Source organism: Streptomyces sp. NBC_01255, assembly GCF_036226445.1.
Lineage (GTDB): Bacteria > Actinomycetota > Actinomycetes > Streptomycetales > Streptomycetaceae > Streptomyces.
In genome coordinates, this window is record NZ_CP108474.1 from 2,093,142 (window position 1) to 2,114,514 (window position 21,373).

The 21,373-nt window shown below is 69.1% G+C and carries 14 protein-coding genes; 3 read left to right on the forward strand and 11 right to left on the reverse strand.

Annotated elements, in window-relative coordinates:
* Nucleotides 1-93: 93 nt before the first annotated feature.
* Complete coding sequence (locus OG357_RS09115) at nt 94-1,308, forward strand: thiolase family protein (RefSeq protein ID WP_024755102.1); 1,215 nt, start codon at nt 94-96, stop codon at nt 1,306-1,308.
* Nucleotides 1,305-3,443, forward strand: coding sequence for a 3-hydroxyacyl-CoA dehydrogenase NAD-binding domain-containing protein (locus OG357_RS09120; RefSeq protein ID WP_329620680.1), 2,139 nt, complete (start codon nt 1,305-1,307; stop codon nt 3,441-3,443). The genes OG357_RS09115 and OG357_RS09120 overlap by 4 nt, the downstream gene beginning before the upstream one ends.
* Nucleotides 3,444-3,533: 90 nt before the next feature.
* Here the strand turns inward: OG357_RS09120 and OG357_RS09125 are convergent, their stop codons facing one another.
* The 10 genes from OG357_RS09125 to ngcE form a co-directional block, all read right to left on the reverse strand.
* On the reverse strand, nt 3,534-4,511 hold the full coding sequence (locus tag OG357_RS09125) for a hypothetical protein (RefSeq protein ID WP_329620681.1): 978 nt from the start codon (nt 4,509-4,511) through the stop codon (nt 3,534-3,536).
* A 201-nt stretch (nt 4,512-4,712) separates the two neighbouring features.
* Nucleotides 4,713-6,227 (reverse strand): amino acid permease, encoded by a 1,515-nt coding sequence (locus OG357_RS09130; protein ID WP_329620682.1) that lies wholly within the window; start codon nt 6,225-6,227, stop codon nt 4,713-4,715.
* Between the two features lie 177 nt (nt 6,228-6,404).
* The gene (gene dxs, locus OG357_RS09135; protein WP_329620683.1) at nt 6,405-8,324 is read right to left on the reverse strand and encodes a 1-deoxy-D-xylulose-5-phosphate synthase; all 1,920 of its coding nucleotides are present in this window, start codon (nt 8,322-8,324) and stop codon (nt 6,405-6,407) included.
* Nucleotides 8,325-8,551: 227 nt separating this feature from the next.
* Nucleotides 8,552-9,853, reverse strand: coding sequence for a sugar ABC transporter permease (locus OG357_RS09140; protein ID WP_443066647.1), 1,302 nt, complete (start codon nt 9,851-9,853; stop codon nt 8,552-8,554).
* Nucleotides 9,850-10,638 (reverse strand): ATP-binding cassette domain-containing protein, encoded by a 789-nt coding sequence (locus OG357_RS09145; RefSeq protein ID WP_329620684.1) that lies wholly within the window; start codon nt 10,636-10,638, stop codon nt 9,850-9,852. The genes OG357_RS09140 and OG357_RS09145 overlap by 4 nt, the downstream gene beginning before the upstream one ends.
* 324 nt (nt 10,639-10,962) lie before the next feature.
* Nucleotides 10,963-12,027 (reverse strand): sugar ABC transporter substrate-binding protein, encoded by a 1,065-nt coding sequence (locus tag OG357_RS09150; RefSeq protein WP_329620685.1) that lies wholly within the window; start codon nt 12,025-12,027, stop codon nt 10,963-10,965.
* 121 nt (nt 12,028-12,148) lie between these two features.
* The gene (locus OG357_RS09155; RefSeq protein WP_329620686.1) at nt 12,149-13,360 is read right to left on the reverse strand and encodes an ROK family transcriptional regulator; all 1,212 of its coding nucleotides are present in this window, start codon (nt 13,358-13,360) and stop codon (nt 12,149-12,151) included.
* Nucleotides 13,361-13,550: 190 nt separating this feature from the next.
* Nucleotides 13,551-14,492, reverse strand: coding sequence for a carbohydrate ABC transporter permease (locus OG357_RS09160; protein WP_329620687.1), 942 nt, complete (start codon nt 14,490-14,492; stop codon nt 13,551-13,553).
* Nucleotides 14,492-15,421: a carbohydrate ABC transporter permease gene (locus OG357_RS09165; protein ID WP_329620688.1), complete on the reverse strand. Its 930-nt coding sequence runs from the start codon at nt 15,419-15,421 to the stop codon at nt 14,492-14,494. The genes OG357_RS09160 and OG357_RS09165 overlap by 1 nt, the downstream gene beginning before the upstream one ends.
* A gap of 100 nt (nt 15,422-15,521) precedes the next feature.
* Entirely contained in the window at nt 15,522-16,970 is a 1,449-nt protein-coding gene (gene ngcE / locus OG357_RS09170) for an N-acetylglucosamine/diacetylchitobiose ABC transporter substrate-binding protein (protein ID WP_329620689.1), read from the reverse strand.
* 539 nt (nt 16,971-17,509) lie between these two features.
* Between ngcE and OG357_RS09175 the strand changes: the two genes are divergently transcribed.
* The gene (locus OG357_RS09175) at nt 17,510-18,451 is read left to right on the forward strand and encodes an FG-GAP repeat domain-containing protein (protein WP_329620690.1); all 942 of its coding nucleotides are present in this window, start codon (nt 17,510-17,512) and stop codon (nt 18,449-18,451) included.
* 80 nt (nt 18,452-18,531) lie between these two features.
* Here the strand turns inward: OG357_RS09175 and acnA are convergent, their stop codons facing one another.
* Complete coding sequence (gene acnA, locus OG357_RS09180; protein WP_329620691.1) at nt 18,532-21,249, reverse strand: aconitate hydratase AcnA; 2,718 nt, start codon at nt 21,247-21,249, stop codon at nt 18,532-18,534.
* Between the last annotated feature and the right edge of the window lie 124 nt (nt 21,250-21,373).

Genomic DNA, 21,373 nt, shown 5'->3' on the forward strand with positions numbered 1-21,373 from the left:
CCCGGTTACCCGCAAGTAGCATGGGGGAAGCAAGCGCACGCTTAGGCGTGCGCGGCAGCAGCAGTGCCATTCCGCACCTGGAGGAGAGCCATCGTGCCTCGTAGCGTCAGGGACGTCGTCTTCGTCGACGGCGTCCGCACCCCGTTCGGCAAGGCGGGCCCGAAGGGCATCTACCACGAGACTCGCGCCGACGACCTCGTCGTCAAGGCCATCCGGGAGCTGCTGCGCCGCAACCCCGGCCTCGACCCCGCGAAGATCGACGAGGTCGCCATCGCCGCGACCACGCAGATCGGTGACCAGGGCCTGACCCTCGGCCGTACGGCGGGCATCCTCGCCGGGCTGCCGCAGTCGGTGCCGGGCTACTCGATCGACCGCATGTGCGCCGGTGCCCTCACGGCCGTGACGAGCGTCGCCGGTTCGATCGCCTTCGGCGCGTACGACGCCGTCATCGCCGGTGGCGTCGAGCACATGGGCCGTCACCCCATGGGCGAGGGCGTCGACCCGAACCCGCGGTTCGTCAGCGAGAAGCTGGTCGACGAGTCCGCCCTGTTCATGGGCATGACCGCCGAGAACCTGCACGACCGCTACCCGAGCATCACCAAGCAGCGCGCCGACGAGTACGCCGTGCGCTCGCAGGAGAAGGCCGCCAAGGCGTACGCCGACGGCAAGATCCAGCAGGACCTGGTGCCGATCTCGGTCCGCCGTACCGACGCCTCCACCGGTGAGACCGGCTGGGGCCTGGTCACCGCCGACGAGCCGATGCGCCCGGGCACCACCCTGGAGTCGCTCGCCAACCTGAAGACGCCGTTCCGCGTCCACGGCAACGTGACCGCGGGCAACGCGGCCGGTCTCAACGACGGCGCGACCGCCTCGATCATCGCCTCCGAGGACTTCGCCCGCGAGCACGACCTCCCGGTCAAGATGCGCCTCGTCTCGTACGCCTTCGCCGGCGTCGAGCCCGAGGTCATGGGCTACGGCCCGATCCCGGCGACCGAGAAGGCCCTCGCCAAGGCCGGTCTGTCGATCGAGGACATCGACCTCTTCGAGGTCAACGAGGCCTTCGCGGTCCAGGTCCTCGCGTTCCTGGAGCACTACGGCATCGCCGACGACGACGCCCGCGTCAACCAGTACGGCGGCGCCATCGCCTACGGCCACCCGCTCGCCTCCTCCGGCGTCCGTCTGATGACGCAGCTGGCCCGCCAGTTCGAGGAGAACCCGCAGGTCCGCTACGGCCTCAACACCATGTGCGTCGGCTTCGGCATGGGCGCGACGGTCATCTGGGAAAACCCCCACTGGGAGGGCAAGTGAGCACCACCGCCGAGCTTCTGAAGGGCGCCGCCGCGCTCTTCCCCGACGAGGTCGTCACGAGCGCCCACGTACGGCACTTCGAACTCCCCGCCGGTGCGGGTCGGTTCGCGCTGATCACGCTGGACAACGGCTTCGACCACACCAAGCCGACCACCTTCGGCCCGCAGTCGCTCGCCAACCTGAACACGGCGATCGACCAGGTCGAGGCCGAGGCCGCCAACGGTGAGATCACCGGCGTCGGCATCACCGGCAAGCCGTTCATCTTCGCCGTCGGCGCCGACCTCAAGGGCGTCGAGCTGCTGAAGAAGCACGACGAGGCCCTCGCCATCGGCAAGGGCGGCCACGACGTCTTCAAGCGTCTGTCCGCGCTGGCCGTGCCGACCTTCGCGTACTACAACGGCGCGGCCATGGGCGGCGGCGTCGAGGTCGGTCTGCACTGCACCTACCGCACCGTGTCGAAGGCCCTGCCGGCCTTCTCGCTGCCCGAGGTCTTCCTCGGCCTGGTGCCCGGCTGGGGCGGCTGCGCGATCCTGCCGAACCTCATCGGTGCCGAGAAGGCCGTCTCGGTCGTCATCGAGAACTCGCTGAACCAGAACCGTCAGCTCAAGGGCAAGCAGGTCTTCGAGCTCGGCATCGCCGACGCGCTCTTCGAGGGCGCGGACTTCCTGGAGCAGTCGCTGATCTGGACGGCTTCCGTCCTGAACGGCTCCGTCACCGTCGAGCGCCCCGAGATCGACCGCGGCGAGGGCTGGGACCAGGCCGTCGCCAAGGGCCGTGCCATCGCCGACTCCAAGGTGCACGGCGCCGCCCCGGCCGCCTACCGCGCCCTCGACATCATCGAGGCCGCCAAGGACGGGGACCTGCAGAAGGGCTTCGACGCCGAGGACCAGGCCCTCGCGGACCTGATCATGGGCGGCGAGCTGCGCTCCGGCATCTACGCCTTCAACCTGGTGCAGAAGCGCGGCAAGCGCCCCGCCGGCGCCCCGGACAAGTCGCTGGCCCGCCCGGTCACCAAGGTCGGTGTCGTCGGCGCCGGTCTGATGGCGTCCCAGCTGGCCCTGCTCTTCCTGCGCCGCCTCGAGGTGCCGGTCGTCCTGACCGACATCGACCAGGAGCGCGTCGACAAGGGCGTGGGCTACGTCCACGCCGAGATCGAGAAGCTGCTCGGCAAGGGCCGGATCAACCAGGACAAGGCCAACCGTCTCAAGGGCCTGGTCTCCGGTGTCCTGGACAAGGCCGCCGGCTTCGCGGACGCGGACTTCATCATCGAGGCCGTGTTCGAGGAGATGTCCGTCAAGCAGAAGGTGTTCGCGGAGGTCGAGGCGGTCGCCCCGGCGCACGCGATCCTCGCCACCAACACCTCCTCACTGTCGGTCTCCGAGATGGCGTCGAAGCTCCAGCACCCGGAGCGCGTGGTCGGCTTCCACTTCTTCAACCCGGTCGCGATCCTCCCGCTCCTGGAGATCGTCCGCGGCGAGCAGACGGACGAGGCCTCCCTGGCCACCGCGTTCGGTGTCGCGAAGAAGCTGAAGAAGACCGCGGTCCTGACGAAGGACGCCCCGGCGTTCGTCGTGAACCGCATCCTCACCCGCTTCATGGGCGAGATCCAGAACGTCATCGACGAGGGCACCTCGGTCGAGACCGCGGAGAAGGCCATCGAGCCCCTCGGTCTGCCGATGTCCCCGCTGGTCCTCCTGGAGCTCGTCGGCCCGGCGATCGGTCTGCACGTCTCCGAGACCCTGAACCGCGCCTTCCCGGACCGCTTCACGGTCTCCCCCAACCTGAAGGCCGTCGTCGAGGCCGGCAAGCGCGGCTTCTACGTCTACAAGCCCGAGAACGGCTTCAAGCCGGAGCTCGACCCCGAGGTCGCCGCCCTCCTCGTCCAGGGCGACTCCGTCCTGACCGAGGAGCAGGTCCGCGACCGCGTCCTGGACGCGGTGGCGCAGGAGATCGGCCTGATGCTGGAGGAGGGTGTCGTCGCCGAGGCGCAGGACATCGACCTCTGCCTGATCACGGGCGCGGGCTGGCCCTTCCACCTGGGCGGCATCACGCCGTACCTGGACCGTGAGGGCGTCTCCGAGCGCGTCAACGGCAAGCGTTTCCTGGCGCAGGGCGTGGCGAGCGTCCCGGCGTAACACCGGAGCTCACCCCCTCAGGGCGTACGCGAACGGCCCCGGCACCTTCACCAGGTGCCGGGGCCGTTCGCGTGTATCGAGGCGGGCGGGTCAGCCCACGGGGCGCCAGCTCTCCAGCAGGAGGCCGTCCGCCGCGGCCTTCTGGCGCGTGGTGATCAGCGTCCCCCCGCCGGCCAGGGCCATCGCGACCAGGCGGCCGTCGAGCCCCCGGGTGAGGACCGTCGCCAGCTGCCCGCGCGGCTCCCCGGTCTCCGACCAGCGCGCGCCCGACTCCTCCTGCTCGCTCGGGTAGGCGGCGAGGGCGAGCCGGCCGTCGGCCGACTGCTGGGCGAGGACCGTGCAGTCGAAGCCGTCGATCAGACAGCGGGTCGCGGCCAGCCGGCCCGTGCCGATCGCGTCGGCGAGGCGCGTCGGCGCCAGGCCGCGTCCCGGGGACCAGGCGCGGACGCCGCCGTCCTTGTCGCAGTAGAAGAGCGTCACATGGCCCGAGGGGCCGGTCACCGCGGCGAGCGTGCCGGGGGCCGCCTCCGCGGGCACCACGTCCTGGCGGACGGGCTTGGCCCCGGGCTCCTCCTGGACATAGCGGAGCAGGCCCTTCGCGGTCGCGGTGAGGAGCTCGACGCGTCCCTGGCCGTTGACCGCCGCGACCGGGGACGCGTCGGTGCCCGAGCCGTGCAGGTCCCACCACGGGTGCCAGCCGCCCGCGTCCTTCTGCGCCCGGACGCTCAGCCCGCCGCCGCCGTTCCGTACGAAGGCGTACGCGCGGCCCTGGGCGTCCACGGCGACGGCCGGGTTGCCCGTCCACGGCCCCTTGCCGTTCGAGTGGCCGATCGAGCGCCACGCGACGGCCGGACGGCCCGTCTGGAACTGGATGCTGTGCACCAGCTCGACATGTCCCTCGTCCCCGGCCGTGGGCCGCAGACCGACGAGGTGGACGTAGCGGTCGGCGCCCTGGCCGACCGCGAGGAAGGGTGTCAGACCGTCGCCGCCGAGGGAGACGGGTCCGCTCCAGCCGCCGTCGGGCTCCTCGGTCCAGCGCACGACCTCGCCGTCCCGGGGCAGGTACACGCTGAACCGTCCCTCCTCCCCTCTGGTCAGCCAGCCGCCCTGGAGGAGAGGGGCGGAAGTGGAACCGTGGGCAGAGGCTGTGGGGGCCTGGGATCGATTCGCCATGGGGGGATCCAGCGCTCCGGTCGTCGGGGGAGTTCGGGTACGAACCGACTGTAGTCGCCCGCCCGAACCCCGCTGCCCGCCCGGTGCCTTGCCCGCTCAGTACTTCGCTTCCCGGCCCTCCCGGCCCAACCGGCTGTGCCCGCGCCCGTACAGGAAGTACACGACGATGCCGATCGCCATCCACACGGCGAAGCGGAACCAGGTCTCGCCCGGCAGATTGAGCATCAGCCAGAGCGAGGCCGCGATGGAGAGGCACGGCAGCACCGGCACCCAGGGGGTGCGGAAGGCGCGGTGCAGGTCGGGGCGGGTCCGGCGGAGCACCATGACGCCGACGGCCACCATGACGAAGGCGAAGAGCGTGCCGATGTTCACCAGGGTCGCGAGCTCGTTGATGCTCGTGAAGCCGGCGACGATGGCGATGATCACGCCGAGGAGGATCGTCGGGCGGTACGGGGTCTTGAACTTCGGGTGCGTGACGGAGAAGAAGCGCGGCAGCAGGCCGTCGCGGCTCATCGCGAAGAACACGCGGGTCTGGCCGAGGAGCAGGATCAGACAGACCGTGGTGAGGCCGACGGCGGCGCCGAAGCTGATCACGCCCGCGTAGAAGGGATGCCCTGCGGCCTTGAAGGCGTCGGCGAGCGGGGCGCTCACGGAGAGCTCCGTGTAGTGCTGCATGCCGGTGACGACGAGTGCCACGGCCACGTACAGCACGGTGCAGATGAGGAGGGAGCCGAGGATGCCCCGGGGCATGTCCCGCTGCGGCAGCTTGGTCTCCTCGGCGGCGGTGGCCACCACGTCGAAGCCGATGAAGGCGAAGAAGACGACCGAGGCGGCGGTGAAGATGCCCATCACGCCGAAGTTGGTCGGCTCGTAGCCGAAGATGAGCTGGACGAGCGGGGAGTCCCAGTTGGAGCCGCCGCCCTCCGGGGTGACGGCCGGCGGGATGAAGGGGTCGTAGTTGTCGCCGACGATGAAGAACAGGCCGGCGACGATCACGATCATCACGACGGTCACCTTGATCGCCACGACGACCGCGGTGATCCGGGCGGAGAGCTTCATGCCCAGGACGAGGATGACGGTCAGCACCAGGACCAGCAGGAACGCCAGGATGTCGAAGGTGCCGCCGACCGCGTCCGGGCCTTCCAGCGAGGCCGGTAGATGCCAGTCGATGTTGTCCATCAGCGAGCGGACGTAGCCTGACCAGCCGACGGCCACCACCGCCGTACCGAGCGCGAACTCCAGGACGAGGTCCCAGCCGATGATCCAGGCGGGCAGCTCGCCGATCGAGGCGTACGCGAAGGTGTACGCCGATCCCGCCACCGGCACCGTCGAGGCGAACTCGGCGTAGCAGAGGGCGGCGAGGGCGCAGACGATGCCGGCCGCGACGAAGGCGAGGGCCGTCGCCGGTCCCGCGTTCTCCTTGGCCACCTTGCCGGTGAGGACGAAGATGCCGGTGCCGATGATGACACCGACGCCGAAGACGGTCAGATCCCAGGCCGACAGGGATTTGCGGAGCGCGTGCTCGGGCTCCTCCGTGTCGCGGATCGACTGCTCGACCGACTTGGTCCGGAAGATTCCGGAATTCGCCCGTGGCTGTTGGTCCGTACTCACCCTGGCACCTCCGCGCCGTGCCTGACGTCGATCTCGGAGCCTCCGTGGACGGGAGGCTGAGATGACGCCTGCCCGCAGAACGTCAGAAATGCACGCGAAAAGGCCGGTCGGCACCCGGGAGGGTGAACCGACCGGCCCAAAGGTTACGCAGTGTGACCGGAATGCGCTGGTGCGGACTCAGTCGCGCGCGGGCTCCACGGCCTTCGCGCTGGTCTCGAACCGACCGTCGAGACGCGAGACCAGACCGGTGACCTGGCGGGCGATGTCCGGGGCGGTCAGCCCGATCTCGGCCATGACCTCGGCGCGCGAGGCGTGGTCGAGGAAGCGCGGCGGGATGCCGAAGTCACGCAGCGGCACGTCCACGCCGGCGTCGCGCAGCGCCTGCGCGACGGCCGAGCCGACACCGCCCACGCGGCTGTTGTCCTCGACGGTGACGACGACCCGGTGGCCCTCGGCGAGCGGGGCGAGGGCCTCGTCGACGGGCTTGACCCAGCGGGGGTCGACCACGGTGGTGGAGATGCCGTGGTTGTCGAGCAGGTCGGCGATCTCCAGGCACATGGGCGCCAGGGCGCCCACGGAGACCAGGAGGACGTCCGGCCGGTCGCTGCCGGGCTCGCGGAGCACGTCCATGCCGCCGACGCGGCGCAGGGCCGGTACGGCGGGGCCGACGGCGCCCTTGGAGAAGCGGACCACGGTCGGGGCGTCGGTGACCTCGACGGCCTCGCGCAGCTGGGCGCGGACCTGGTCGGCGTCGCGCGGCGCGGCGAGCCGCAGACCGGGCACGACCTGGAGGATCGACATGTCCCACATGCCGTTGTGGGAGGCGCCGTCGGTGCCGGTGACGCCGGCCCTGTCCAGGACGAAGGTGACGCCGCACTTGTGCAGGGCCACGTCCATCAGGACCTGGTCGAAGGCGCGGTTGAGGAAGGTCGCGTAGACCGCGAAGACGGGGTGCACCCCGCCGGTGGCGAGGCCGGCCGCGGAGACCGCGGCGTGCTGCTCGGCGATGCCGACGTCGTACACCCGGTCGGGGAAGGCCTTGGCGAACTTGTCGAGGCCGACGGGCTGGAGCATGGCCGCGGTGATCGCGACGATGTCCGCGCGCTCCTTGCCGAGCTCGACCATCTCCTGGGCGAAGACGCCCGTCCAGTCGGCACCGGAGGAGGAGATCGGCAGGCCGGTGTCGGGGTGGATCTTGCCGACGGCGTGGAAGCGGTCGGCCTCGTCCTGGAGCGCCGGCTGGTAGCCGCGGCCCTTCTCGGTGAGGCAGTGGACGATGACCGGGCCGCCGAAGCGCTTGGCGCGGGTCAGCGCGGACTCCAGGGCCTCGATGTCGTGGCCGTCGATGGGGCCGACGTACTTGAGGCCGAGGTCCTCGAACATGCCCTGAGGGGCGATGAAGTCCTTGAGGCCCTTCTTGGCGCCGTGCAGGGTCTCGTAGAGCGGCTTCCCGACGACCGGGGTGCGCTCCAGGATGTCCTTGCCGCGGGCGAGGAAACGCTCGTACCCGTCGGTGGTGCGCAGGGTCGCCAGGTGGTTGGCGAGGCCGCCGATGGTCGGGGCGTAGGAGCGCTCGTTGTCGTTGACGACGATGACGAGCGGGCGGTCCTTGGCGGCGGCGATGTTGTTCAGCGCCTCCCAGGCCATGCCGCCCGTGAGGGCTCCGTCGCCGATGACGGCGACGACGTGGTCGTCCTTCTTCAGGACCTCGTTGGCCTTGGCGAGGCCGTCGGCCCAGCCGAGGACCGTCGAGGCGTGCGAGTTCTCGATCACGTCGTGGTCGGACTCCGCCTGCGAGGGGTAGCCGGACAGGCCGCCCTTCATCTTGAGCTTGGAGAAGTCCTGGCGGCCCGTGAGCAGCTTGTGGACGTAGCTCTGGTGTCCGGTGTCCCAGAGGACCTTGTCCTTCGGGGAGTCGAACACGCGGTGCAGGGCGATGGTCAGCTCCACCACACCGAGGTTGGGGCCGAGGTGCCCGCCGGTCTTGGAGACGGCGTCCACGAGGAACGTCCTGATCTCGTTGGCCAGCTGGTCCAGCTGTTCCGGGGAAAGCCGGTCCAGGTCTCGCGGTCCCCTGATACGGGTCAGCAGAGCCACCCGTGCCTCCTTGCGTTTGAGCTGGTCGAGCTTGCCGGTTTGTCGAGTCTAATGTTCCGTCTTGGATCGTGGGCATCGGGCCAGGGGGTGAGGCGTCACCCTCATGGCGGACATCCCGCTGATCTGTACGGCTCTGTACGCGCTGGTGCACTGCTCCGGACGCAGCAGTGCCCGGCGCCGGTTTCGCGGCGCCGGACACTGTGGCGAGCGTTACGCACGGGACGACCCTACGCGCGGCCGGCCGTCTTCTGCGTCTTGCGGGAGACCGAGTCGATGATCACGGCGATGAGCAGGACCGCTCCGGTGATCATGTACTGGATCGCGTTCGAGGACAGGTTCATCTGGTTGAGGCCCTGGACGATCGACTGGATGACCAGGATGCCGAGGAGCGCCGACCAGACCTTGCCGCGTCCGCCGAAGAGGGACGTGCCGCCGATGACCGCCGCGGCGATGCACATCATCAGCTGGTTGCCGCCGCCGAGGGAGCGGTCGGCGCCGCCGGTCGCGGAGGCGAGGAAGAGGCCGCCGATCGCGCCCATGGTGCCGGAGATCATGAAGACCGAGATCCGGATCCACGAGACGTTGATGCCGGCGCGGCGGGCTGCCTCGATGCCGCCGCCGACCGCGAAGACCTGACGGCCGTACGTGGTGCGGCGCAGCACGAAGTCGGTGACCAGCAGGATCACCAGGAAGATCACCAGGGAGAGCGGGAGGCCCTGCTCCTGGTTGAAGCCGTACGCGGCGACGAGGACCAGGACCGCCAGGACGGCGGTGCGCAGGATGATCTCGCTCTGCGGGCGGTGCGGCAGCTCGGCCGCCTTGCGGCGGCGGGAGTCGCGCAGCTGGGCGAGGTAGAAGGCGGCGACGACGGCCACGGCGAGGCCGTAGGCGGCGGCGACGTCGGAGAAGTAGTACTTCGTGAGGTCGCCGACGAAGCTGCCGATCGGGGTGGGGATGGTGGACCGGTCGCCCATGACCCAGGTCTGCAGGCCCGCCCAGCCGAGGAAGCCGGCGAGGGTGACGACGAAGGCGGGCACGCCGATCTTGGCGAAGACCAGGCCGTGGAAGGCGCCGATCAGGGTGCCGGAGAGGATGCCGAGGACGATCGCGAGGCCGTCCGGCATGTCCGTGCCGAGGACACCCCAGACCGCGCCGGCCAGGCCCGCCACGGAGCCGACGGCGAGGTCGATCTCGCCGAGCAGCAGGACGAAGACGATGCCGACGGCCATGATGCCGGGGCCGACCGCGTACAGCGTGATCTGGTCGAGGTTGTACGAGGTGATGAAGTTGCCGGTGAGGGCCTGGAAGACGATGCCGATGACGATGAGGCCGACGACGACCGGGAGCGAGCCGATCTCGCCGGAGCGGATCTTGCGCTTGAACTCGTCGACGTAGCCCTTGAGGCCCTGCTGGCGGACGAGGAGGCGGGGGTCGACGGCGGGGATCGCCGCGGCGGCCGGGGCGTCCTCGCCCGTACGGGGGTCGGGCACGGCGGCCTGGTCGCTCGCGGTGGAAGGGGTCTTGCTCACTTCGCTACCTCCGCGTTGCGCGCCTGGCGTCGGGTCACGGCGTTGTCCGTGGCTCCCGTGATCGCGGCGATGATCTCTTCGTGCGTGGTGGTGGCCACCGGGAAGGTGCCGTTGTTCCGGCCCAGGCGCAGCACCGCGACGGTGTCGGCCACGGCCTTGACGTCGGCCATGTTGTGGCTGATGAGGATGACGCCGAGACCCTGCTCGCGCAGCCGCTCGACCAGGTCGAGGACCTGCGCGGTCTGCTCGACGCCGAGGGCGGCGGTCGGCTCGTCCAGGATCACGATCTTGGGATTGCCGACGAGGGCGCGCGCGATGGCGACGACCTGCCGCTGGCCGCCGGAGAGGGCGGCGACGGGGATGCGGACGCTGGGGATGCGGATGGAGAGGGTCGAGAGGAGGTCCTTCGCCCGCTTCTCCATGGCGACCTCGTCGAGGACGCCGCCCTTCTTGATCTCGCGGCCGAGGAACAGGTTGGCGACGACGTCGAGGTTGTCGCAGAGCGCGAGGTCCTGGTAGACGGTCGCGACACCGAGGTTCTGGGAGTCGTGGGGGCGGTTGATCTCGACCGGCTCGCCCTCCCACTCGATGGTGCCCTCGTCGATGGGGTGCACGCCGGCGATCGTCTTGACGAGCGTCGACTTGCCCGCTCCGTTGTCGCCGACGAGCGCGACGACCTCTCCTGCGTGGACTTCGAGATCGACACCGGAGAGGACCTGAACCGCTCCGAACCGCTTGAAGATCCCGCGCAACGCCAACACGGGCGTCTGGGACACGTGAACCAACTCCTTCGCCGCCGTTGCGGCGGCGGGCCTGGCGCGCCGCCCGGGCGGCGCCGAAATCTGAGGGGGGCTTGCACGTCCGGCTCCCGGACCGACAGCGGGGTCTGGGTCGGCCGGGAACCGGACGGCGTGGGTGGGGACGGAGCCCGTTCGTGGCGCGTCCGACGCCGCGCGCTCCTTCACCTCTTGCACGTGACGTCCGGCCGGGAGGGCCGGTCGTACGGGCGGGGAGGCGGGGACGGGGCGGTCGTACGCGGTCACGGGGACCGTCGCCGGGGGGCCGGGCCCTCGCGGGGCCCGGCGGGGCTCAGGACGAGACCCGGAGGGTTACTTGATGCCCAGCTCGGTGCACTTGGCGGCGAGGTCCGCGGTGCAGACGTCGGCGGCCTTGTAGATGCCGTCGGCGATCACCGTGGTCTGGATGTTGGTCTTGTCGACCACGACCGGCGGGAACAGCGTGGAGGGCACGCCGTCGGTCGCGCCCTGGGCGCCGAGCTCCTTGCCCTGGAGCAGGTTCACCGCGAACTTGGCGGCCTCGGGGGCCAGCTGGAGCGGCGACTTGTAGATCGTGAAGGTCTGCGAGCCGGCGACGATGCGCTGGATGCCCGCGACCTCGGCGTCCTGGCCGCCGACCGGGACGTTCTTCACGCCGGCGTTCTCGAGGGAGGTGATGATGCCGCCCGCCATGCCGTCGTTGGCGGAGTAGACGGCGCCGATCTTGTCCTTGCCGACCGAGGAGATCGCGGCGGACATCTTCTCGCCGGCGACCTTCGGGTCCCACTCGCCGGACGCCTCGTAGGCGATCTTGCCGACCTTGCCGTCGAGCGCGGTGTGGGCGCCCTTCTTGAACAGAGCGGCGTTCGGGTCCTTCTCGTCGCCGTTGATCATCACGACGTTGGCGGTGGCGGCCTTGGGGCCGAGGGCGGCGAGCAGCGCCTGGCCCTGGAGTTCGCCCACCTTGTTGTTGTCGTGGCTGACGTAGGCGTCGGCGCCCGGGACGGCACGGTCGTACGCGACGACCTTCACGCCCTTCGCCTTCGCGTCCTTGACCCAGCCCGCGGCCTTGGCCGAGTCCACCGGGTCGAGGGCGATGACCTTGACGCCGTCGGCGATCAGCTGGTCGAACTGCTGCTTCTGCTTGACGACGTCGGAGACGGCATTGTTGTACACGATCTCGCAGTCGGAGCAGGCGGCCTTGACGGCCTTCTCGAACTGCGGCTTGTCCAGGGCCTCGTAGCGCGAGGTCTTGTTCTCGGGAAGGAGCAGACCGATCTTGGTCGAGCTGCCCTTGTCTTCACTGTCTCCGCCACCGGCCTGGCCACAGGCGGCGAGCGAGAGGGCCATCGAGACCGCGGCCGTGGCTATGACGGCGCGACGCGTCACTGCGTTCATTGGGGTTGCCTCCCTGACGAGGCCGCGACGTTGCGGCCGAGGATGCACGAAGTCAACTCGGCCGCAACACCGCCGTCAAGAAGTAAATTCTTAACGAGATGACAACGGTGCCGTTCGTTATCTAAGTGAAGGCAGGCGTGGAGGTCGGGGCGGCCGTCGGCAGCGGGCTCTCCAACAGGGTCGAATCGCCCATCTCGCTCAGGACGAGGGCGAGGGCGCCGAGCACCTCCGCGCGCCCGCCGAGCGCCCCCTGGGTCAGCGAGAGCTGCCGGGCGGCGCTGGGGATCGCGTACCGCGAGACGGAGTCCCTGATGGGCGCGAGGACCAGCTCGCCGGCCTCGGCGAGGTCGCCGCCGAGCACGACCCGGCTGGGGTTGAGGAGGTTGCAGAGGTTGGCGATGCCGCTGCCGATGTGGCGGCCGACGTCGGCGATGACCCGGCGGCAGCCGGGGTCGCCCGCCCGGGCCAGCTGGACGACCCGTTCCATGGTCAGGTCCGGGCCGTGGCTGGGCTGGAGGAGCGGCAGGACGTAGCGGGCGGCGGTGAAGGTCTCCAGGCAGCCGCGGTTGCCGCAGCGGCAGACCGGTCCCGACTCGTCGAGGGTGATGTGCCCGATCTCGCCCGCGGTGCCGCCGGGCCCGCGGTAGACCCGTCCGTCGATGACGAGGCCGGCGCCGACGCCGCTGGCCACCTTGATGTAGGCGAGGTCCTTGACGCCCCGCCCGCTCCCCCAGACCAGCTCGCCGAGCGCGCCCAGGTTGGCGTCGTTGTCGACGTGCACGGGGACGCCGAGGCGGCCGGAGAGCTCCTCGGCGGGGTTGATGCCGCTCCAGCCCGGGAGGATCGAGGTCGAGCCGAGCCTGCCGGAGGAGACGTCGATGGGTCCCGGTACGCCGAGACCGACGCCGATGACCTTGTCGCGGCCGATCCCGGTGGCCGCGATCAGCCGGGTGACCAGCTGTTCCGCCCGGTCGAAGCCCTCGGCGGCGGAGGCGTCCACGTCGAGCGGCTCGGCCTCCTCGGCCAGGACCTGGTGGGCGAGGTTGCCGACGGCGACCCGCAGATGCGTGTGGCCGAAATCGACGCCGATGACGATGCCGGCGTCCCCGGAGAGCGAGACGCTGCGGGCCCTGCGGCCGCCCGCGGAGGTGGGGACGACCTCGACCGTCCCGCCGTCCTTCAGCTCCCGCACGATGTTGGAGACCGTGGCTGCGGACAGGCCCGTCGCCCGGGCGATCTCCGCCTGGGTGAGCGAGCCGGCCATGCGTACCGCCCGGACGACCCGTTCGAGATTGGCCCTGTGCAGAGACGTCTGCGACCCCGGAGTCTCCATCGACTCACTCACTCCCACCGATTTCTCCAACATGTGAACTCTAAGGGGACGCTTTCGGCTTGCTCCCCGTCAAGACCTTGAGCGGTGGGCTTCGGGTGTCACGGCACACGAAGGGCCCCCGGCGCGGCGGCGCCGGGGGCCCTTCGGGGCGGGAGAGCGGGCCTTCGGGGCCCTGGTGCGGCTGTCGTGGCTACTTCACCGCGCCGGCGGTCAGACCGGCCACCACCTGTCGCTGGAAGATGATGTACGCGGCGAGGACCGGCAGCATGGCCATCACGAGACCGGCGAAGAGACCGGACCAGTCGCCCTTGTAGCCCTGGCTGACCGCGAGCTGCACGAGGCCCTGCGAGAGCACCTTCTGCTCCTGCTCCGTGTTGAGCACGGTGGGCAGCAGGTACTGGTTCCACTGCCCGAGGAAGTTGAAGATGCCGACGCTGATCAGGCCCGGCTTGGCCATGGGCAGCATGACCTGGAAGAAGGTCCGGGTGTGCGAGGCGCCGTCGATGCAGGCCGCCTCCGCCACCGAGCTCGGCAGGGTGCGGAAGAAGGCCGTGAGGAAGAAGACCGTGAACGGCAGCGAGTACGCGATGTAGACGAGGATCAGGCCGTGCAGCGAGTTGAGCAGGGCCATGTTCTGCATCACGTAGAAGAGCGGCACCAGCGCCAGGATGATCGGGAAGCTCATCCCTCCGATGAAGAGGAAGTAGATGAAGCGGTTGCCCGGGAAGTCGAAGCGGGCCAGCACGTAGGCCGCCATCGAGCCGAAGAGGAGGGTGCCGATGAGCGAGCCGCCGACCACCAGGACCGTGTTCAGGAAGTAGTCGCTCATGTGCGCGTCGGTCCAGGCGCGCGACCAGTTCTCGAAGTGCAGCTTGTCGGGCAGCGACCACGGCGCGGTGAAGATCGCCTTGTCGGTCTTGAAGGAGGTCATGACCGCCCAGAGCAGCGGCATGACGACCATGATCGCCCAGATGATCAGGACCCCGTGCGAGAAGACGTTGAGGACCCCGCCCTCACGCTTGGGCTCCTTGCGCGCGACGGGGGCCGCCGTCTTGATCGGAGCGGTGTCCGCGCCACCCGGGGAGCCGGGGGTCTTGTCGAGGCCGGTGGAGGCCGTGTCGGTCGTCTTCATCAGAACTCCAGCCGCTCGCGCCGGCCCACCTTCATCACGAGGGCCGCGAAGGCCAGCGTGACGAGGAGGAGCGCGACACCGATGGTCGTTGCGTAGGCGGCCTGACCGTCCCGGAATGCCTTCTGGTACACGTACAGCGGCATGACGATGGTGGAGTAGTCGGGCCCGCCGCCGTTGGGGCCGACGGTCATGATCTGGACGACGGCGAAGGACTCCGCGCCGAGCGCGAGGATGCCCATGTAGATCCACCCGGACTGCACCGTGTCCCAGAGCAGCGGCAGGGTGATCTTGAAGAAGGTGGTGAAGCGGTTGGCGCCGTCGAGCAGGGCGGCCTCGTAGAAGTCCCTCGGAATGGAGGCCATGCCTGCCGAGAAGAGGACGACGAAGAAACCGACCGTGGACCAGACGAGGACCACCATCACGCAGATGAGGGCGAGGTCCGGGTCACCCAGCCAGTCCGGCTGGATACTGCCAAGACCGACGAGCTTCAGCGCGGAGTTGATGGCTCCGCTGTTCGGGTTGTACGCGAACTGGAAGAGCAGCGCGACAATCACGATCGACAGCACCTGCGGGAAGAAGTACACGATCTTGTAGAACGATGATCCGCGCACTCCCGCGATGGCCGCTCCCCGGCGGCGCCGACCGCCGACATTGAGCATGAACGCGAAGAACAGCGCGAGCCCGACGGTCACCAGTGGCAGCACCACGGCGAAGGTCAGACTGTGCTGGAGAGATTTCCAGAAGATCTCGTCGTCCAGCATTCTGCTGTAGTTGTCGAATCCGACCATTCCGAATTCGGGACTCAGTCCGGTCCAGTCCGTGAACGAGTAGTAGATGGACTGGATGAACGGCCAGATGACGAAGAGCGCGTAGAGCGCGAGGGGAGCCGCGAGGAACCCCACGATGAAACGGTTCTTGCCGTGCTGCATTCCTACCGACCCCGATCTTCCCGCGGAGGCGCGCCGCCGGTGCCGCGCGCGAAGGAACCGGGGCCCGCTCCCGGTCGGCGGGAAGGGGCCCCGGCACTGCTCACTGGTGCTTGTAGTGCTTGATGTTCGGGTCCTTGGCCGCCTCGTCGGCGAACTTCTGGATCTTCTTGATCGTCTCGGCCGGGGTCGCGCGGCCGGCCATCATCTCGCCGATACAGGCGACGCCGATCTTCTCCTTCTGCAGGGCGACGTACCAGTCCTGCAGGCGCGGGTTGACGACGTTCTGGCCGGCCTTCTGCAGGGCGGCGACACCGGACTTGAGGCCCGGGGTCAGCTCGATGCCGTCGGTGCCGCCATTGAAGGCGGAGAGGGACTTCACGGACTGCGTGAAGTTCTTCGACGAGGCCTCGCTGAGCATGATGCGCAGCTGCTCCATGCCGCCCTCGGCGTTCGCCGCCTTGGCCGGGACGATGAAGGGCTCGCCGCCGGAGGCCCACATGGTGCCGAAGGGCATCTTGTCGGAGGCGTCGAGGCCGGTCGGCGCGGAGACGGCCAGGTCGAAGTCGGCCGGCATGGTCTTCGCCGCCTCGTTCTCGACCCAGGAGCCGTTCGGGATGAAGAGCGCCTTGTTCTCGGTCCAGGCGGTCTGCGACTGGATGTGGTCGAGGCCGGGGGTGCCCTTGAGGATGTAGCCCTTGCGCTGGAGCTCGTAGTACGCCTCGAAACAGGCCTTGACCGCGGGGTGCTCCCAGGCCTTCGGCTCCAGGTTGTCGATGGCGTCCAGGACCTCGCGGCCGCCGACCTTGCCGATCATCGGGTAGAGCGAGAAGGGCAGGTAGTACGGGTGCTTGCCCGCGTACGTCCAGCCGGCGATGCCCTTCTTCTTGGCCTTCTCGCAGACGGCCAGCATCTCGTCCCAGGTCTCGGGGTACTTCGCATCGAGGGAGTCGAGCAGCTTCTGCGAGTACCAGACGCCGTAGACGGTGTAGGCGTAGTAGAGGACCCAGACCGGGGCCCCGTCGAACTGGCCCATCTCGACGATGCCGGGCCGCAGGGTGTCGCGGACCGTCTTCTTCGGGTCGTCGATGGAGGGCGCGTCGAGGAGGGCGGTGAGGTCCGCCAGCTGCTTCTGGCCGACGAGGACGCCCATGTCCATCTGCTCGGCGCCGGAGTTGTCGATGAGGTCCGGCGGGTTGCCGCCGTTGAAGCGCGGCTGGAGGACCGTCGTGATCTTCTGAGTGGGGGTGAACTTGACCTTGGCCTTGGGGTAGTTCTTCTCGTAGATCGTGATCGCGTCCTTGGCGTACTGCTGGCCGAAACCGCCGTCGAAGAGGACGAAGTCGAGCGCCGCCCCCTCGTTCACCCCGAGCGGGTTCTTTTCGGACTTCGTACCCTTCTCGACCTTTTCGTTACTGTCGCCGCTGCTGCTCGCGCAGGCGGACAGGAAACCCATCGTCGGAACCGAGATCAGACCGATCGCCGCGGAACGCTTGATCAGATCGCGACGGCCGAGGCCGCCCTCATTGGTGTGTGCGGAGGTGGATCCCATGCTCAAGTCCTCGCCTTCATTCAGGACTCAGGCGGTGTACCGGTCGCCCGTACTCACTCGCCACAGGCGAAGGGCCCCGCCACCGCGGTCATTTGCAGCCGGGTCGTGCACGCGTCATGCCGTCGTCGGAGTGTTCCGACTGGGCTGGACGCCGACAGGTATAGTCCACTTCCCTTCACCTGAGCAAGATCGAAAGCAGGTTTCCGCAACCATCTTTCCCGAGTTGAGACCTCCGGGATAAGCGCGCCGAATCTGCGGCGTTTCGTCCAACCGTTGGCCCCGTAACACCCTTGACAGCACATCAGACCTCCACATATTGGAGGCGTTGCCGCGCCATTGATGGGACCCAACCGTGCGGAGATGGGAGGTGAAGGGGCAAAGGCGGACATACGTCCGTGACCGAAACAGTTGTGTCACAGACACCCCGTGAGATGAAGATTCTGTAAGGAGGATCCGGGATCATAGAGGTCTCGCCGACGCCCGTCCTCGCGACGGAGGCGCGGCGAACCTGCCTGTTTCCTACGCATATGGAGTCTTACGTGGCCAACTCTTCTGGCCTGAACCGCACGGGTGTTCTGTCCCGTGTCACTGTCGCGGCGATAACGGCCGGCCTGCTCGCCACCACGACGGCCGCCGTCGCGGCGGACGCGCCGGTCGCCACCCCGCGCGCGGCGGAGGTCTCCGTCGCCGCACCGCAGTCGGACCGCGTGTCCGCCGCCGGCGCTTCCGACGCAACGGCCCGCGCGGAGGTCCGCTACCTGCAGGGTGTCTCCGGCGACCTCCTGTACTACTACCAGCCGACCGGCGAGGGCGGCTACGCGAGCCGCAAGTACGCCAATGACACCTGGGGGGGCATGAAGTGGGCCCAGCAGGCGGACAACGACGGTAACGGCATCGCCGACGACCTCTGGGGCTGGAGCAAGGCCGGCCGCCTCTCGTACGCCGCGGGCGAGTCCTCGTCCACCCAGCTCGTCGACGTCGGCGGTGGCTGGAACATGTACAGCAAGCTGCTCTCCCCGGGGCAGCTCGGTGGCGGCTCCGCGGCGGACATCCTCGCCCGCGACTCGAGCGGCAACCTGTGGCTGTACCTCGGCTACGGCAACGGCAAGCTCACCGGCCGTTACAAGGTCGGTCCCGGCTGGAACTCGTACAGCCAGATCGCCGGTGTCGGCGACCTGAGCGGTGACGGCAAGACCGACATCGTCGCCCGCGACGGCAGCGGTGTCCTGTACCTGTACAAGGGCACGGGCAACTACCGCTCGCCGTTCGCCACCCGCACCAAGATCGGTGGCGGCTGGGGCGGCTACAACCACCTCATGGGCGTCGGCGACATCACCGGCGACGGGCGCGCCGACCTGCTCGCGCGTGACACGTCCGGCAGGCTCTACCGCTACTCGGGCAAGGGCATCGCGTCGTCGCCGTTCTCGGGCCGTGTCCTGATCGGCACCAGCGGCTGGAACACCTACCGCATGATGTTCTGATCATCGCCTCCGGCGCAGCGAAAGGGCCCCGCTCCTCTTCCGAGGAGCGGGGCCCTTTCCCGTTACCGGATCCGGTGGCGTCAGCCGCGGATGAGGTTGCGGAGCACGTACTGCATGATGCCGCCGTTGCGGTAGTAGTCCGCCTCACCGGGGGTGTCGATGCGGACGACCGCGTCGAACTCGACACCGGTGTCGGTGGTGACCTTGACCGTGCGCGGCGTGGTGCCGTTGTTGAGCTCCTCGACGCCGGTGAAGGAGAAGGTCTCCTCGCCGGTCAGACCGAGGGACTCGGCGTTCGCGCCCTCCGGGAACTGGAGCGGCAGGACGCCCATGCCGATGAGGTTCGAGCGGTGGATGCGCTCGTACGACTCGGCGATGACGGCCTTGACGCCGAGGAGCGCGGTGCCCTTGGCGGCCCAGTCGCGGGACGAGCCGGAGCCGTACTCCTTGCCTGCCAGGATCGCGAGCGGGGTGCCCTGCTCGATGTAGTTGCGCGAGGCGTCGTAGATGAACGACACCGGCGCGTCCGCCTGGGTGAAGTCGCGGGTGAAGCCGCCCTCGGTGCCCGGCGCGATCTGGTTGCGCAGGCGGATGTTGGCGAACGTGCCGCGGATCATGACCTCGTGGTTGCCTCGGCGCGAGCCGTAGGAGTTGAAGTCACGACGCTCCACACCGTGCTCGGTGAGGTACTTGCCGGCCGGGGTGTCGGCCTTGATGGCACCGGCCGGGGAGATGTGGTCGGTGGTGACCGAGTCGCCCAGCTTGGCCAGGACGCGCGCGCCGACGATGTCGGTGACCGGGGTGGTCTCCATCGTCATGCCCTCGAAGTACGGGGGCTTCCGGACGTAGGTGGACTCGGTGTCCCACTCGAAGGTGTTGCCGGTCGGGATCGGCAGCGCCTGCCACTGGGCGTCGCCCGCGAAGACGTCCTTGTAGGACTTGTTGAACATGTCCTCGCCGATGGCGTTGGCGACGACGTCGTTGACCTCGGCCTCCGTCGGCCAGATGTCGGCCAGGTAGACGGGCTTGCCGTCCTGGTCGATGCCGAGGGCGTCCTTGGTGATGTCCACCTTCATGGAGCCGGCGAGGGCGTACGCGACGACCAGCGGCGGCGAGGCCAGGTAGTTCATCTTGACGTCGGGGTTGATGCGACCCTCGAAGTTACGGTTGCCCGAGAGCACCGAGGTCACGGCCAGGTCGTGCTCGTTGACGGCCTTGGAGACCTCCTCCGGCAGCGGGCCGGAGTTGCCGATGCAGGTGGTGCAGCCGTAGCCGACGAGGTTGAAGCCGACCTTGTCGAGGTACGGGGTCAGGCCCGCCTTGTCGAAGTAGTCGGTGACGACCTTCGAGCCCGGGGCGAGGGTGGTCTTGACCCACGGCTTGCGGGTCAGGCCCTTCTCGACGGCCTTCTTCGCGACGAGCGCGGCGGCGACCATCACGTACGGGTTCGACGTGTTGGTGCAGGAGGTGATCGCGGCGACGGTGACGGCGCCGTGGTCGATCTCGTAGGTCGAGCCGTCGGGGGCGGTCACGGTGACCGGCTTCGACGGGGCGCCGTTCGGGTGGTTCGCCGGGGCGTCGGAGGCCGGGAAGGACTCCTTGCCTGCCTCGTCCACCTCGTCGACGTAGTTGCGCACGTCGAGCGCGAACTGCTGGGCGGCGTTCGCGAGGACGATGCGGTCCTGCGGGCGCTTCGGGCCGGCGATCGACGGGACGACCGTGGAGAGGTCGAGCTCCAGCTTCTCGGAGAAGTCGGGCTCGGCGGCCGGGTCGAGCCAGAGGCCCTGCTCCTTGGCGTACGCCTCGACGAGCGCGACCTGCTGGGCGTCACGGCCGGTCAGGCGCAGGTACTTCAGCGTCTCGCCGTCGATCGGGAAGATCGCAGCGGTGGAGCCGAACTCCGGCGACATGTTGCCGATGGTGGCGCGGTTCGCGAGGGAGGTCGCGGCGACGCCCTCACCGTAGAACTCGACGAACTTGCCGACGACGCCGTGCTTGCGCAGCATCTCGGTGATCGTGAGGACCAGGTCGGTGGCGGTGGTGCCGGCCGGGAGCTCGCCGGTCAGCTTGAAGCCGACGACGCGCGGGATGAGCATGGAGACCGGCTGGCCGAGCATCGCGGCCTCGGCCTCGATGCCGCCGACGCCCCAGCCGAGCACACCGAGGCCGTTGACCATGGTGGTGTGGGAGTCGGTGCCGACGAGGGTGTCGGGGTAGGCCTGGCCGTTGCGGACCATGACCGTACGAGCGAGGTGCTCGATGTTGACCTGGTGGACGATGCCGGTGCCCGGCGGGACGACCTTGAAGTCGTCGAAGGCGGTCTGGCCCCAGCGCAGGAACTGGTAGCGCTCCTTGTTGCGGCCGTACTCCAGCTCGACGTTCTGGCCGAAGGCGTCCGCGGTGCCGAACTTGTCGGCGATGACGGAGTGGTCGATGACCAGCTCGGCCGGGGAGAGCGGGTTGACCTTCGCCGGGTCGCCGCCGAGCTCCTTGACGGCCTCGCGCATGGTGGCGAGGTCGACGACGCAGGGCACACCGGTGAAGTCCTGCATGATCACGCGGGCGGGCGTGAACTGGATCTCCTGGCTCGGCTGAGCCTGCGAGTCCCAGCCGCCGAGGGCCCGGATGTGGTCGGCGGTGATGTTCGCGCCGTCCTCGGTGCGGAGCAGGTTCTCCAGGAGGACCTTCAGGCTGTAAGGGAGGCGCGCGGAGCCCTCGACCTTGTCCAGCTTGAAGATCTCGTACGACTCGTCGCCCACGCGCAGCGTGCTGCGGGCGTCGAAGCTGTTCGCCGACACGACAGTCTCCTTCATCAATGTGCGCGTACTACCGTCATGCTGCCGCCACGACCCCTCGCCGATCCGCTAAGGTAAGGCTTAGTTAGGGAACCCTTACCGGGCAGGCGGCCACGGTGCGCCGTAA